A 14,389-nucleotide genomic window follows, 5' to 3' on the forward strand; every position below is an offset into this window, starting at 1 on the left:
GCCCTATTTTGTTTCTTCCTTGAAGGCTCTGCAACTACCTTTTTTACGTTCCTGGTCGCGCCTGTGGCCCCTTGCTTTCCTACTGCTGCTGGCCGGGCCTGCCGCCCATGCCCAAGTGGTTGATGACTCCACCAAGGTGCTGTATGGCCCCAAAACCACGCGCCTCATCTACGAGGCCGAGGTGCTGCGCGATTCCACGTCCGGCACGCCGCTCGATACCATGCTGACCAAATCGCCCCAAGCACGGTTCTGGTTTCACGATACCACCTTTCAGCAGGATTTGGGCACGGTGGGCTCGGCTTCGCGGCCGCTGCTCTACCAGCCCAATCTGGAGCTGGGGGCCCGCTTCGGGCGCAATGTGTTCGATAAATACGCCCGCGATGCCCGTACGGTGCCGTACTACGATTCGCGCTCGCCTTATTCGTTTTTCCGGGTGGTGCAGTCGGGGGAAGGCGAGCAGGTGTTTGAAATCAGCTACAGCCGCAGCCTGAAAAAGAACTTCAGCGTGGGCGTGGCCTACGAGCGCATTGCTTCCAATAAAGTGGTAGGCACCAACAAATCCCGCGATGGCTTGGTGGAACATTCCAACCTGCTGTTTTTCGGCCGCTACCAGAACGAGAACGAGCGGTACCACCTGTTGTTCAATTTCAGCAACGTGCGCCACCGCGCCCTGGAGCAGGGCGGCATCAAGCCGCTGGACGGCGAAAACACGCCGCAGGACCTCTTCAAATACCGCGAGCAACAGGTGTGGCTCACCCAGGCCGCCAACAACGAGGACCGCGACGAGTTCTACCTCACCCAGACCTACCGCCTGCTCGGGCGCGGCCTCACCGTGTACCATACCTTCGACGCCAAGCGCCAGTACAACAACTTCGCCGATTTGAACCTGGAAACGCCCCGCTCCGATGGCACGCTGGAGCGCACGTTTTTCCCCAGCTCCTTCAATAGCCCCACTGCCACCATCGACCGGGCCGAGTACCGCCAGGTCGAAAACACCGTGGGCGTGCTGGGGCGTACCAAAGCTGTGGAGTACCGCCTCTACGCCCGCGACCGGGAGGCTTCCCTGGTCAGCCAGACGCTGCTCACCGGCTCCACTACTGCCAACCTGATGCTGCGCCAGCCCGTCCCATCGCGTCTGTTCAACCAGTTCTTTGTCGGGGGCACGGCCGCGTTCAACTACCGCACGATTTACGCCGTAGAAACGGCCGGCGAAGTGTACCTGCTGCCTGTGCGAGGCCTGAATTCGGATAATTTCAAACCCGAATACTGGTTTCGGGGCAATGTGCGTACCGGCCCGCTCTCGGCCGAAGCGCTGGTCAATTCCTACTCGCCCACGCTCACCCAGCAGGAGTTCGTCGGCAACCACTACGCCTGGAGCCACTGGAGCGGCAACTACACCAGTCCCGCCACGAATGCCGTCGATGCTCCGTTTGACAAAAACACCAACACCAAGCAGCTCACGGGCCGCCTGCAACTCAAGCTGCCCAGCCTGGGCCTGCTCGCCAGCCAGCGCTTCGAGGCCAGCGTGAGCGCCGTCAACATTGCCAATCTGGTGTATTACGGCACTGCGGGCGCTCCGCAGCAGCTCGGCACGAATCGTAATATCGTCATTGCCTTCGCCCGGCACCGGGCCATGCTGGGCCGGGTGGGCTTCGATAACCAGGCCACCTTCACCAAGGGCGGCAACGACACCGAAGGCCTGCGCATCCCCAGCCTGGTCACCAATTCGCGGGTATTTTACGAGAGTTATATCTTCCGCAAGGCGCTGTTCAATCAGATTGGGGCCGAAGTCTATTATCAGTCGGCGTTCCGGGGCTATACCTATAATCCCACGGCCCAGCAATTCTACCAGCAGGACCATTTCACCATCGGTGCCCACGCCATTGCCGACGTGTTTTTTGTGGCCGATATCAAAGCCGTCTCGCTATTCCTGAAAATGGCCTACGTCAACCAGAGCCTTACCTATGACGGCTATTATGCCTCGCCTTTTTACACGGGGTATCCGCGCCGGTTTCAGTTCGGTTTGAAGTGGAATTTCTTTAATTAGAAAGAGTAATATGAAAGAAAAAACCATCCTCAAATTAAAGCTTAACACCGACCCGCGCTGGGTGAATATCGCGGAGAAAAATATCGAGGATATTCTGGTCGACCACGCCTGGTGCGAGCAGAAAGCCGCCAGCACCGGCATCAGCATGATTATCCACTACCCCGAGAAAACCCGCCTCGTCGACGAGCTCACCGACCTAGTGGCCGAGGAGTGGAGCCACTTCGAACGAGTGCTGCTGGAGCTGCGCAAACGCGGTTTTGCCCTCGGCCGTCCGCGCAAAGACGAGTACGTGGTGCAGCTGCTGGCCCACGTCCGCAAAGGCGGTGCCCGCGAGCGCCAGCTCATGGACCAGCTATTGGTTTCGGCGCTAATTGAGGCGCGTAGCTGCGAGCGGTTTAAATTGCTGTGGCAAAATATCGCCGACCAGGAATTAAGTAAATTTTATTACGAATTGATGGTTTCCGAAGCCGCGCATTTCGTGAGCTACGTTGATTTGGCCAAAGAATATTGCGACCCGAAACTGGTAGAAGAGCGGTTGCAGGAATTACTGGTAATCGAAGGCGAAATTGTGACCAATTTGCCCGTGCGCGACGACCGGATGCACTAAGAAGCGTTGAGAATTGAGTTCATTTGGTGCATTCAACTCTCAAAACTCAATAGTTTATAGCGCCGGCAGTACCGTGCCACGCACTTCGCCAAAACCAATGCGAATACCGTCCTTCTCCGCGTAGCCGCGCATCGTCACGGTATCGCCATCGAGCAGGAAACTCCGCTCCGAGCCATCGGCCAGGGGCACGGGCCGGGTGCCGCGCCACGACAGTTCCAGCATCGAGCCCAGCGAATCGGGCGTGGGGCCGGAAATGGTGCCGGAGGCGTAGAGGTCGCCGGCTTCGAGGTTGCAGCCGTTGGAAGCGTGGTGGGTGAGCTGCTGGGCCATGCTCCAGTACATCAGCCCGAAATTGGCGCGGCTGATGGTGGTTTCGGGGCCGTTGGTGGGCGTGAGGGCCACTTCGAGGTGTACGTCGAAGTTGTGCGCGCCGCTCTGGCTGAGGTAGGGCAGGGGGGCGGGCTCCTGCGCGGGGCCGGCCACGCGGAAGGGCTCCAGCGCATCCAGCGTCACCACCCAAGGGGCCATGCTGCTGCCGAAGTTTTTGCCCAGAAACGGCCCCAGCGGTACGTATTCCCAGCTTTGCAGGTCGCGGGCGCTCCAATCGTTGAACAAGCACAGGCCGAAGATGTGGTTTTCGGCTTCGTCGATGGGAACGGTAGTGCCCAGCTCGGTGCCAGTGCCCACTACGAAAGCCATTTCCAGCTCAAAATCAAGCTGGCGGCTGGGGCCAAACGTAGGCGCGTCTTCGGTCGGAGCCTTGCGCTGGCCGTTGGGCCGGCGGATATCGGTGCCCGACGCCACGATGCTGCTGGTGCGCCCGTGGTAGCCGATGGGCAGGTGCCGCCAGTTGGGCAGCAGCGCGTTGGCCGGGTCGCGGAACATGGTGCCCACATTGGTGGCGTGCTCGATGCTGCTGTAGAAATCGGTGTAATTGGCCGGCTTCACGGGGCGCAGCATCCGTACTTCGGTTTGGCGCAGGAGGCAGTCGCGCACGGCCAGCTCGTTGTCGCGCAGGCGGGGCTCGTCGTGACGCAGCAACTCGCTCACGCGCTGGCGCACGGCGCGCCAGGCCGGCCGGCCCAGCCGCAGAAACGCATTGAGCGACTTCCGCCGAAATACTTTCGGCTGGGCATCGCCCAACTCTTCCAAATCCTCAAAAAAACCAAACTGGCTGGCCGCGTACAAATCAAAAACATAGCCACCGATAGCCACGCACAAATGTGGTCCGCGCTCATCGTCCTCGAACACGCCGAAGGGTAGGTTCTGGATGGGAAAGTCACTTTTGGGGTGGATATCAATCCAGGAATGAAGCGAAGGCGAATTGAGGGCGTTGGACATGGAAGCAGGAGACGTTTCGGGCAGTAAAAGTAGGGCAGGCCGTGGGTTGAGGGCGGCCGATAAGCCAGAACGTCATGCGGAGCTGGCCGAAGCATCTCCACCGCGCAAGCAACTAATTACTTGCGCGGTAGAGATGCTTCGGCCAGCTCCGCATGACGTTCTGCTGAAGCAAGAAAAAAACTACCGCGCCTCGACGGCCGTGATTTCAGGCACCGCCTTTTTCACGGTGTCTTCCAGGCCGGCGCGGGTCATCGGCGACATGGGGCAGGCCCCGCAGGCCCCTTCCCATTCCAGTTGCAGCACGCCCTCGGGGGTGATGTTGGCCACGCGCACGTTGCCGCCGTCGGTGGCCAGGTAGGGGCGCAGGGTGTCGAGCGCCGCTTCGATGCGGGGCATCAGCGGATGGTCGAAAGTGGGATGGGGAATGGTCGTTTGCACGGGTAGTTAGGGGTTCATTTGAACGACGGCCGTTTTAGGGGCCACGTTGTTGCGGATACTTACCTGGCGGGCCACGGCTTCGGCTAGGTCGGAGAACATTTTGCCCACCACCGATTCGGGGTCGAGCACGGCGGGCTGGCCCTGGTCACCGTTTTCGCGAATGCTCTGCACTAGTGGCACCTGGCCCAGCAGCGGCACATCGTGCTGCGCGGCCAGGCGCTGGCCGCCGTTTTCGCCAAAGATGAAGTATTTATTATCAGGCAACTCGGCCGGCGTAAACCAAGCCATATTCTCCACCACACCCAGCACGGGCACGTTGATTTGGGGCTGGCGGAACATTTGCAAACCCTTTTGGGCATCGGCCAGGGCTACTTTTTGCGGCGTGGTCACGATGACGGCCCCGGTCACGGGCACGGTTTGCACCAGCGTGAGGTGGATGTCGGAAGTGCCGGGCGGCAGGTCGAGCAGCAGGTAGTCGAGCTCGCCCCAGTCCACTTCCGTAATGAACTGCTTGAGTGCCGACGAAGCCATCGGCCCGCGCCATACAATGGCGCTTTCGGCCGGGGCCAGGAAGCCGATGCTCATCAGCTTGACGCCGTATTTCTCGATGGGCTGAATCAGGTTCTTGCCGTTTGGACCTTGAAAAACGTGCGGGGCCTGGTCTTCCACGCCAAACATGACGGGCATGCTGGGGCCGGAAATGTCGGCATCCACCAGCCCCACTTTGGCCCCCGTAGCGGCCAGGGCCACCGCCAGGTTGGCCGTGACGGTGCTTTTGCCCACGCCGCCCTTACCCGAGGCAATGGCGATGATATTTTTTACGCCGGGTAGCAGGTCGCCGCGGTTGTTGCGCAGGGTGGTCACGCGCGAGGTCATGGTAATTACCACGTTGGCATCCTTGTCCACCATCGTGTGGATGGCGCGCTCGCAGGCATCGTGAATGAGCTGCTTGAGTGGGCAGGCGGGCGTGGTGAGCACCACGGTAAACGCGACGGTGAGGCCGTCAATCTCAATGTTCTCAATCATGTTGAGCGTCACGAGGTCCTGGCCCAGGTCGGGCTCTTCCACGTAGCTCAGCGCTTTGAGAACGGCTTCTTTGGTTATGGTCATGGAGGAGGCAATGCGCCAAATGGCAGCGTACCGCAAAGATAACCCCGGAAGGCCCGGCGTGGTTCGGAAGCGTGACATTGCCAGAAACCTGCGATTGAGGTTGAAATATTATATGACTATGACAATAAATAAAATAATTAAAATTATTTTATTTATATTGTGATTGTTTGGGTGACATATGTCATATTTACAAAAAAAAGTCCCTTTGCTTTCCGGCCTGCTATTAATTCACCTTTTTCCTGCAATCCTTATGCAACATCGTGACCAAGATGCTGGACTTGGCGGTACGCAAGCTGTGTGCTGCGCCCAATGCGAAGAAAACCTGGAGCAACTGGTAGTATTTGAGCTGATAGTGCCCAAGGCGGCCAAAGTGGCATTGCCCGGTCTTCAGCCAGAAATTGCTTCGTTGACCTTGCGCCCCAATTCTGTGATGACCACCGCGCCGGACAAGCTGTATGTGCAGTTGCAGGCCAGCAACACCGCCACGCGGGCGGGCTGGTGCATGACAGCAACCCTGGCGGCCCCGTCACCATCGCAGAATATGAATTACCGGTAAATGGGTGCCCCGCCAACGGCTACTACCATACGAACCACGGATGCGCGTACTACTGCTACTATCCAGTTAGGGCCGGAAGGCCAGCGCGGCCCCGGCTCCTGCGCCGGGCACGTAGGTGGGGACCAGTAGCATCTTGTGCGCCAGGCGGGGCGGCAGCATCTTGGTGAAAGCGGGGTAAAGATGCCACACGGTTTCGGCCGAAAGAAAGCCAATGGCCGCGCCGGCCAGCACGTCGGTAGCCCAGTGTTTGTTGCCCATCAGGCGCATGGCCCCGGTGGCGGTGGCCACGGCGTAGCCGCTCACGCTCACCCACGGGTACTGGCGGCCATACTGTTCGTGCAGCAGAGTGGCCGTGAGGAAGGCCTGCGCCGTGTGCGACGAGGGAAAGGAGCTCAAATCTTGGGCATTGTAAGGGCGTGGCTCGGCGGTGATGCGTTTGAGGTTGCTCACGATGCCTTCGTCCAACTCGTGGGCAGCCAAGTAGATGAGCGTGAAGCCCACGGCCGAGCGCTCGCCGTGGTGGCCGGTGGCCATCAGGCCGTAGGCCAGGGCCAGGGGCGCATGGCGCGAGTAGTCATCGATGCCATGGGCGTCGAAGCCGCCGAAAAATTCCTGGGTTTCGGCCTGCACGTCCTGCTTGGCCTGGCAGAGCACCGCGCTGTAGCGGGGGCTGTGGGCCAGCACGCCCAAGGCCACCAGCGCCGATGGCCCGGCAATGCGCAGGACTACGGCCCGGGCCTTATTGGTGGGCCGGGGGATGTAAATGGCTGAATCAGCAGGCAAATTCGTGGGCTGCTGGGCCTGTGCTGGGTGAGTAGCCAAGTTGCCCACAATTAACAGGAATAAGCTTAAGCGTGAAAACAAAGCGCAAGGATATTGATGAGGTTCTGAAAGTTAAGTATTAATCAGCCTTTTTTGATAAAAGAGAAATTGGCGAATGACGTGCCACGCGGGGCGAACAAGTGGTAAAGCACCGCCAAGGCAAATTGCCAGGCACTACAAAAAAGCATTTGCGGGCACTGCCGGAAATTCCCATTCAATAAAAAAGCCCCAACTCCTGAAAGTTGGGGCCTGGCGTGTGGGGCGGTGCGGCTTAGGTTTTCTGCTTCTTCTTTTTGGCCGCCGGGAAGAGGATGTTGTTCAATATCAGCCGGTAGCCGGGCGAGTTGGGGTGCAGGGCCAAATCGGTGGGTTCTTCGCCCACCAGGTGCTGGTAGTCCTCGGGGTCGTGGCCACCGTAGAACGTCCAAGTGCCCTTGCCCAGCGTGCCGTGGATGTAGCGGGCCTCGCCGGTTTGCTTGGTTTCGCCCATCACGATGACGTCGGACTTGATGAGGCTTTTGCGGAAGGCCGTGGTCTGGCCCATGAAGCCGTGGATGGTTTTGTCGTGGTTCTGGCAGAGCATGGTGGGCACCGGGTCGTACTTGGCCGAGTAGGTGAAGAGCGAGAAGTAGTCGTTCTGCTCGCCCAGGCCGCGCTCATTGGGCTGCATGTCGATGTTGGAGTACTCGTAGAAGTACGGGTCGCGCACTAGCTGGAAATTTTGGAAGGCCAGGCAGCGGTTGAAGTTGAGCTTGGATTGGGCGGCGGGGTCGGCCGGGTCGCCGTCGTACATCGTTTCTACCATATCGATGCCTAGGCCGGCCAAGGCAATGTCGTAGCTGTCGGTGGCTGAGCACATGGCGAATAAAAAGCCGCCGCCCGCGATAAATTCCTGCATTTTGGTGGCCACCGTGCCCTTCATCACGCTCACTTTGGCAAAGCCGTTGCGCTTGGCGGCGGCTTCGGCGTCGCGCACCTGCTGCTGGTACCAGGGGTAGTTGCGGTAGGTGGCGTAAAACTTGCCGTACTCGCCCGTGAAATCCTCGTGGTGCAGGTGCAGCCAGTCGTACTTGGGCAGCTCGCCCTTCAGCACCTCGTCGTCGTAAATCTGGGTGTAGGGAATTTCGGCGTAGGCCAGCACCATGGTCACGGCATCATCCCATGGCTGCTTGCCTTTGGGCGTGTATACCGCGATTTTGGGCACTTTCTCCAGCTTCATCACGTCCATGTTGGCGTTGGGGTCGGCTATTTCCTGGAGGATGCCGGTGTACTGCGCCTCGCTGATTACCTGAAAGCTGACGCCGCGCACGGCCAGCTCGTTCTCGGCCCCCGGCGTGCTCTCGAAGGCGAAAGAGCCGCCCCGGTAATTGAGCAGCCAGTCGACCGGCACTTCCCGCTGGAGCAGCCAGAACGCCACGCCGTAGGCCTTCAGACACTCTTTCTGGGTGTTATCCATCGGGATGAACACATGGTTGGCGCGGGCCGCCAGCGGAGCCACGGCCACGAGCAAAAGCAACAAAAAACGCTTGAGCAGCATAGTTTTTGGGGGAAAGAAACGCAGCAAACCAACGAGGTTGCCGCGCCAGTGGTTCAAGTTAAGCGTCGGCCGCCGAACTTTGGCGTCCTTGCGCTGCCGTGCGGCCGCCGTAGCAGCCCGCTACGGGCGGGCGCATTTCCGTAGCAGCGCCCACCCCGCCGGCCAAAGTCCCTGCCCATGAGCCCTTTCGAAAACGTCCGCGAAGCCTTCCGCTCCATCCGCGCCAACCTGCTGCGCACCATTCTCACGGCCCTTATTCTGAGCATCGGGCTGTTTGCGTTGGTGGGCATCCTCACAGGCATTGATGCGATGAAGAATTCGTTGTCCGAAACCTTCGCCAGCCTCGGGGCCAACTCCTTCGAGCTGCACGCCAAAGGCTACAGCAACCGCGGCCGGCGCGGCGGCGTGCAGGCCAAGCAGTACCCGCCCATCACCTTCCTGCAAGCCAAGCAGTATAAAAAGGCCATGGGCGACGATGCCCAGGTCGGCGTGTCGGCCTTTATCGCCGGGGCCGTGGAGATGAAAGCCAACGGCACCAAGACCAACCCCAACATGCAGGTGGTGGCCGGCGACGAAAACTACCTGAAAATCGAAGGCTATAACCTGGCCAGCGGCCGCACCTTCTCGCAGGCCGAACTCAACAGCGGGGCCAATGTGATGATAGTCGGCGATGAAATCCGCACCAAGCTGTTCCCGAAGCAGAGCCCGGTGGGCAAGTACGTGGCCGCCATGGGCCGCCGCTTCCTGATAGTGGGCCTGCTCGAAAAAAGCGGCAGCGGGGCCGGTGGGGGCGGCGGGGCCGACCGTATTGCCCTGCTGCCCCTCGAAACCGGCAATCAGATGCCCCGCCAGCGCGCCCTCACCTACGACGTAAAAACGGCCACCGACCAGCACAGCACCCTCAATTTCATCATGGGCCAGGCCACCGGCATCATGCGCGCCGTGCGGCACGACAAGCTGGGCCAGGAGGAAAGCTTCGTGGTCGAAAGCAGCGAGTCGCTGGCCAACGACCTGGATTCGATTTCGGGCAAGATGAAGGCCGGCGGCAGTATCATTGCCTTCGTCACGCTGCTCGGAGCCAGCATCGCCCTCATGAATATCATGCTGGTATCGGTAACGGAGCGCACCCGCGAAATCGGCATCCGCAAAGCCCTGGGCGCAACGGCACGCCAAATCCGGTTTCAGTTTCTGATGGAAGCCATTGTGATTTGCCTGATGGGCGGCGGCATGGGCATTCTGCTCGGCGTGCTGGGCGGCAACCTGGTGGCCAAGTTCGTGGGTTCGGGTTCCTTCCTGGTGCCGTGGGGCTGGATGGCGGCAGGCCTGGTTATCTGCGTGGGGGTGGGCATGGCCTCGGGCTACTACCCCGCCAGCAAAGCCGCTGCATTGGACCCGATTGATTCGCTGCGCTACGAATAGCCGAACCGCGAATCGGGCCCAACTAAGCTGATTTCTTATACATTTGCACAACTACTCATTTGTGTAAGTGTATGGCTGTGCCCGTTTCCGTTCCTATCGACCAGCGCTTTGCGCAACTCATTCAGCAGTTTGGGTTGACCAAAAATAGCTTTGCCATTTCCCTAGGCAAGACGGCCAGCGTGGTGCAGCACCTCATCGATGGGCGTAACAAGCCGGGTTACGACCTGCTGTGCAAGGTTTTTGAAATTTATCCAAATGTGTCCAGAGACTGGCTTTTGCTGGGCCGCGGTCCCATGCTGGTCAGCGGCGAGCACGCCCCTAAAGCCGTAGCGGCAGCCCCTGCGCCGGAAGCCGCTTTCGAGCCCATTGATTTATCCGATGTGGAGGTCCACGCGGCACGGCGTCCCAGGCCGGGCATGGCCGGCTCCCGGCTTCAGCCTGCCGAAATAGCGGCTACGCTGGCGTTGGCTGCCGCCGCCAATCAGCCCGTGCGCGCCAACGGAGACTCGGTCCCTGATGAGGCTCCAATACCCCAGCCCGCGCCAGTTCCAACCGCGCCTGTCGTGGCAGAACCTCCCGTGGCCCCTCAAACTGCTGCTACTACCGAAGCTCGGGCTGCTCCTGTTGCGTCTGCCGCCCCAGTCCCAACTGCGCCAAGCGAGCCGCTGACTCAGGTGCCGGCATCGGCTACACCACAGCTTGCCCCGGTCCCGGCACCATTAATACCCGCCCCGGTTGCCAGCATATCCGCACCCGAAGTTTATGTGGCGGCCGCTTTGCACGCGCAGCACCTCCAGCATCAGTTGGCCCTGTCCGAAATGCGCAACCAGCACTTGTTGGAGCAGCAAACTATGCTGCGCGAAATGCTGGCCATGGCCCGGCAGAGCATGGTCTAGACCGCAGATTCTGCTGATTAAACGGATTGAACAGATTCTGGCATTCGTCTGAAGAACCATGAAAATAAAACAGCGAGGGCTGCCCATTGGGTAGCCCTCGCTGTTTTATGTATTCGAAAAAAGCTCTTTAAGCTACCCAAGTAGAATCTGTTCAATCCGTTTAATCAGCAGAATCTGCGGTTCAGACGAGAATGCCCATTTCCTCTGCTTCCATCAACCCGAAGGCATTCATGCTGGTGAGGCGTAGCGGCTTCATTTCGCCCACCAGCAGCGGGTCGTATTTCGCGGCCACGCGGATATAGTTGGGCGTGAAACCCTCCATCTGGCCATTGGTCACGTCATCTTCAAACAGCACTTCGGTTTCGAGGCCGAGGTGCTCTTCGTAGAAAAACCGCTTTTTCTTCTCTGAAAGGCTGCGCAACTGCGTGGTGCGCTCGTGCCGCACCCGGTCCTGCACCCGGCCGGGCAGGGTGGGAGCCAGTGTATCGGCCCGCTCCGAATACGGAAATACGTGCAGGTAGCTAATCGGCAGCTCGTTCAGGAAATTGTAGGTGTCGAGAAAATCCGCGTCCGTTTCGCCGGGAAAGCCCACGATGACATCGACCCCGATGCAGGCGTGCGGCATCAGTTCCTTGATGCGGGCCACGCGTTGGGCGTAGAGCGCCCGGCGGTAGCGGCGGCGCATGAGGCCCAGAATCTTATCCGAACCGCTTTGCAGCGGGATGTGGAAGTGCGGCATGAAACGCGCCGAGGCCGCCACCGTGGTCAGAATCTCGTCGGTGAGCAGGTTGGGCTCGCAGCTGCTGATGCGAAAGCGGCGGATGCCGGCCACCTGGTCCAGCGCCTGTACCAGCTGGGTGAAGTCTTCGCGGCGCTCGCGCTCGGGGCCTTGCAGGCCGAAATCGCCAAGATTCACACCGGTGAGCACTATTTCCTTCACGCCGGTTTCGGCCAGCTTCTCCACGCGCTCCACCACGCTGGCCACGCTGCCCGAGCGGCTGCCGCCCCGTGCCAGCGGAATGGTGCAGAACGAGCAAGTGTAATCGCAGCCGTCCTGCACTTTCATGAAGGTGCGGGTGCGGTCGCCGAAGGAGTGGGCGGCTACGAACTCAGTAGCTTCTGAGATGGGCGAGGCGTGTACCGCGCCGGGCTGCCCGGCGGCGGGCTTCTGGAAATCGGCCAGAATATCGACCAGCATAAATTTCTCGGCCGCGCCCAGCACGGCGCTCACGCCGGGAATGGCCGCTATTTCCTGCGGCTTGAGCTGGGCGTAGCAGCCCACGATGGCCACAAAGGCCTCGGGGTTGTGCTTCAGGGCCTGCTGCACCACCTTGCGGCACTTGCGGTCGGCGTGGTCCGTGACGGAGCAGGTATTAATAACGTAGAGGTCGGCCCCGGCCTCAAAAGGAATTCTCCGGAAGCCCTTCTCCTCAAACTGCCGGCCGATGGCCGACGTTTCGGAGAAGTTCAGCTTGCAGCCGAGGGTATAAAAAGCGACGGATTGGGGGGTAGGCATAGTGCCGCAAAGGTACGGTCCGGGCGCGTTCTACTTGCGCGCAAAGTCTTCCAGCGATACTTGCTCCATGGCCTGGCCCAGGCGGAGCTGGCTGGCGGGGGTGCCGGGGTCGCGGTCCATAACGTGGCTGCCCACGTTGTCGAAGGTGATGGTGCCCTGCGGCGAAACAGCCCCGAAACCATTATTGAAGCAGTAGTACACGAAAGGCGGGTTGTGCGCAGCCAGCAGGTCGCGGCTCCAGACGAAGGCGGTGGCCGGCAGTTGCAGCTGGTGCAGCAGCGTGGCGGCCACGTCCGTTTGCGAGCCTAGCGTGCTTACTACCCGGCCGCGGGCTTCGGGCCGCAGCGCGCCGCCGGCCAGCAGCAGCGGAATCCGGAATTTATCGGGGCTCTGGTTAGACGAGTTGCCGGGCTGCTGGTGGCCGTGGTCGGCCACCAGCACCAGCAGCGTATGGGCGTACCAGGGCTGTTTTTTGGCCTCCTGCAGGAATTTGCCTAGAGTATAATCGGTGTAATAAACCGAGTTGCGGAACAGCTCTACCTCACTAGTGCCAGGGAAGTGCGGTTTCATCGGTACCTCAAAAGGCTCGTGGCTGCTGAGCGTGAAAGCCGTGACGAAGAACGGCTGCGGCTGCTGGCGCAGGTCGCCGAGAATGCGGTCGAACAGCACGCCATCGTGCGCGCCCCATTTCGAGTTTTGGTCGGCCGTAGCGAAATCGGCCCGCTCCGTAAACTTCTCGTAGCCACCCGCTTGCAGGTAACTGCGCATGTTGGCAAATGCCAGCTCGCCTCCATAGTAATAGTGCGAGCGGTAGCCCACCGCCGCCAGCGACCGCCCCAGGTGGGGGAGGCGCTCCGTTTTGCGTGGAAACTTGATGATGCTGGTCGTCGGCTGGTTGGGATAGCCCGACAGCAGCGCCACGAGTCCTTTCTGGCTGCGGTCGCCGGCCGCGAAGATGTTGTTGAACAGAATTCCCGTCCGGGCTAGGCTGTCGAGGTTGGGCGTCACGCCCTTTTCGCCGCCCACGCTGCCCACAAACTTCGAGGTGAAGCTTTCGAGGATGATAAACAGCACGTTGGGCCGGGACTCGCTCAGCACCAGCGCCGACGAATCGGGCCGGGCTGGCGCACCCACGGCCAGCGGATACAGACCGCCCACCAGGCGGCGCGCCGTGCTGTCGGGCATGAAAGGCTTGATGGGCTGCTCGGCCGCCCGCAGTACCAGGGCACTTATCATATTCCACGGCGCATTAAGCGCCGCGTGGTTGGCGAAGGCCACGGTGGAAAAATACACGTCGCTCTGGTTCACCGGAATTTGCTGGGTGCCGCCCCGCAGCGGCACCACCAGCAGCGCGGCGTAGAGCAGACTGGCCAGCGCCGCCCGCCCGCGCCCAAACCACGCGGGCAGCGGCGCGAGCCGTCCCACCACAACCTTATATAGGTAGGTGCCCGCGCCCACCAGGCCCAGCAACAGCAGCAGCAGTAGGCCAATGGGCGCACTGCCCGCCGAGGCCGCCATTTCCTGCGGCGAGTTCAGGTATTGAATCGGCGTGTCATCGAGCCGAAACCCCCACACGCGATATAGTTCCAGGTCGGCCGTAACCAAAAATGCCAGTACAATGCCAATAATGGCTGAATAGCCCGCCAGCAGCCGCTGCAAGTGGAATCGGGGCAGCAGACTGCCAATCACAAATAAGAGGAATGGAATCAGACACACATACGCGGCCGCCGAAGCATCCAGCCGCAGCCCATGCCCCATACTTCCCAGCACCTCCGCCACCGACAATTGCGCCGTCGCCTTGTATTGGTATCCTAGAAACAGACCCCGGCACAGCTCAAAAAACACCAGCCAGAAAAAAAAGTAGCGCGGCTGGAACGCAAAGCGGTTTTTCACGGCCTAAAGATAGAGCCCGACGGTACGCCCAAAAAACATTGCGCCATTACCAGTTTTGTGGTTGAGGAGCTGACTTTTTAAAAACAGGCTTAAAAAATAAGTCGATTGGCTAAAAAGAAGGTGGTATCTGAGAAAAAGAGTTAAAAATTAAGGGTAAGTCGTCATGATTTATGATTCATCATTTATCTTTGCCCTCACAATACGAAC

12 protein-coding genes are annotated in these 14,389 nt (G+C 60.1%); 5 read left to right on the top strand and 7 right to left on the bottom strand.

Going from position 1 to position 14,389, the window contains the following annotated elements; translation table 11 throughout:
- Window positions 1–19 precede the first annotated feature (19 nt).
- Together ACVWYF_RS00360 and miaE are read left to right on the top strand one after the other, a co-directional pair.
- Window positions 20–2,047, top strand: coding sequence for a putative porin (locus ACVWYF_RS00360; protein WP_457063547.1), 2,028 nt, complete (start codon window positions 20–22; stop codon window positions 2,045–2,047).
- A gap of 10 nt (window positions 2,048–2,057) precedes the next feature.
- A complete protein-coding gene (gene miaE, locus ACVWYF_RS00365) occupies window positions 2,058–2,654 on the top strand; it encodes a tRNA-(ms[2]io[6]A)-hydroxylase (protein ID WP_457063548.1) in 597 nt (198 codons plus the stop codon).
- A 54-nt stretch (window positions 2,655–2,708) separates the two neighbouring features.
- Here the strand turns inward: miaE and fahA are convergent, their stop codons facing one another.
- From fahA to ACVWYF_RS00380, 3 genes are all read right to left on the bottom strand, one after another.
- Window positions 2,709–3,995 carry a fumarylacetoacetase gene (fahA, locus tag ACVWYF_RS00370; RefSeq protein ID WP_457063549.1) on the bottom strand — a complete coding sequence of 429 codons (1,287 nt, stop codon included), beginning with the start codon at window positions 3,993–3,995 and terminating at the stop codon, window positions 2,709–2,711.
- A gap of 180 nt (window positions 3,996–4,175) precedes the next feature.
- A complete protein-coding gene (locus ACVWYF_RS00375; protein WP_241935984.1) occupies window positions 4,176–4,391 on the bottom strand; it encodes a NifU family protein in 216 nt (71 codons plus the stop codon).
- A gap of 48 nt (window positions 4,392–4,439) precedes the next feature.
- Window positions 4,440–5,543 carry an Mrp/NBP35 family ATP-binding protein gene (locus ACVWYF_RS00380; RefSeq protein ID WP_457063550.1) on the bottom strand — a complete coding sequence of 368 codons (1,104 nt, stop codon included), beginning with the start codon at window positions 5,541–5,543 and terminating at the stop codon, window positions 4,440–4,442.
- Window positions 5,544–5,793: 250 nt separating this feature from the next.
- On the opposite strand from ACVWYF_RS00380, the gene ACVWYF_RS00385 reads away from it, so the two are divergent.
- Window positions 5,794–6,099 (top strand): hypothetical protein, encoded by a 306-nt coding sequence (locus ACVWYF_RS00385; RefSeq protein WP_457063551.1) that lies wholly within the window; start codon window positions 5,794–5,796, stop codon window positions 6,097–6,099.
- 66 nt (window positions 6,100–6,165) lie between these two features.
- Here ACVWYF_RS00385 and ACVWYF_RS00390 read toward each other — a convergent pair whose 3' ends face one another.
- Together ACVWYF_RS00390 and ACVWYF_RS00395 are read right to left on the bottom strand one after the other, a co-directional pair.
- Window positions 6,166–6,963 carry a phosphatase PAP2 family protein gene (locus ACVWYF_RS00390; protein ID WP_457063552.1) on the bottom strand — a complete coding sequence of 266 codons (798 nt, stop codon included), beginning with the start codon at window positions 6,961–6,963 and terminating at the stop codon, window positions 6,166–6,168.
- Window positions 6,964–7,192: 229 nt separating this feature from the next.
- Window positions 7,193–8,458: an asparagine synthetase B gene (locus tag ACVWYF_RS00395; RefSeq protein ID WP_457063553.1), complete on the bottom strand. Its 1,266-nt coding sequence runs from the start codon at window positions 8,456–8,458 to the stop codon at window positions 7,193–7,195.
- A 177-nt stretch (window positions 8,459–8,635) separates the two neighbouring features.
- Between ACVWYF_RS00395 and ACVWYF_RS00400 the strand changes: the two genes are divergently transcribed.
- Window positions 8,636–9,877, top strand: a complete 1,242-nt coding sequence (locus tag ACVWYF_RS00400; protein WP_457063554.1) for an ABC transporter permease — start codon at window positions 8,636–8,638, stop codon at window positions 9,875–9,877.
- A 71-nt stretch (window positions 9,878–9,948) separates the two neighbouring features.
- Window positions 9,949–10,773: a hypothetical protein gene (locus ACVWYF_RS00405; protein WP_457063555.1), complete on the top strand. Its 825-nt coding sequence runs from the start codon at window positions 9,949–9,951 to the stop codon at window positions 10,771–10,773.
- A gap of 181 nt (window positions 10,774–10,954) precedes the next feature.
- Here ACVWYF_RS00405 and mtaB read toward each other — a convergent pair whose 3' ends face one another.
- Window positions 10,955–12,289: a tRNA (N(6)-L-threonylcarbamoyladenosine(37)-C(2))-methylthiotransferase MtaB gene (mtaB, locus tag ACVWYF_RS00410; RefSeq protein WP_457063556.1), complete on the bottom strand. Its 1,335-nt coding sequence runs from the start codon at window positions 12,287–12,289 to the stop codon at window positions 10,955–10,957.
- Window positions 12,290–12,319: 30 nt separating this feature from the next.
- Complete coding sequence (locus ACVWYF_RS00415) at window positions 12,320–14,182, bottom strand: LTA synthase family protein (protein ID WP_457063557.1); 1,863 nt, start codon at window positions 14,180–14,182, stop codon at window positions 12,320–12,322.
- Between the last annotated feature and the right edge of the window lie 207 nt (window positions 14,183–14,389).

It is taken from the genome of Hymenobacter sp. UYAg731, assembly GCF_054061335.1.

What these genes read in the sequence shown, in the direction of transcription:
- fahA (WP_457063549.1), bottom strand. Translation starts at nt 3,995, where the DNA reads ATGTCCAACGCCCTCAATTCGCCTTCGCTTCATTCCTGGATTGATATC.
- ACVWYF_RS00400 (WP_457063554.1), top strand. Translation starts at nt 8,636, where the DNA reads ATGAGCCCTTTCGAAAACGTCCGCGAAGCCTTCCGCTCCATCCGCGCC.
- ACVWYF_RS00375 (WP_241935984.1), bottom strand. Translation starts at nt 4,391, where the DNA reads ATGCCCCGCATCGAAGCGGCGCTCGACACCCTGCGCCCCTACCTGGCC.
- miaE (WP_457063548.1), top strand. Translation starts at nt 2,058, where the DNA reads ATGAAAGAAAAAACCATCCTCAAATTAAAGCTTAACACCGACCCGCGC.
- ACVWYF_RS00405 (WP_457063555.1), top strand. Translation starts at nt 9,949, where the DNA reads ATGGCTGTGCCCGTTTCCGTTCCTATCGACCAGCGCTTTGCGCAACTC.
- ACVWYF_RS00385 (WP_457063551.1), top strand. Translation starts at nt 5,794, where the DNA reads ATGCAACATCGTGACCAAGATGCTGGACTTGGCGGTACGCAAGCTGTG.
- mtaB (WP_457063556.1), bottom strand. Translation starts at nt 12,289, where the DNA reads ATGCCTACCCCCCAATCCGTCGCTTTTTATACCCTCGGCTGCAAGCTG.
- ACVWYF_RS00380 (WP_457063550.1), bottom strand. Translation starts at nt 5,543, where the DNA reads ATGACCATAACCAAAGAAGCCGTTCTCAAAGCGCTGAGCTACGTGGAA.
- ACVWYF_RS00395 (WP_457063553.1), bottom strand. Translation starts at nt 8,458, where the DNA reads ATGCTGCTCAAGCGTTTTTTGTTGCTTTTGCTCGTGGCCGTGGCTCCG.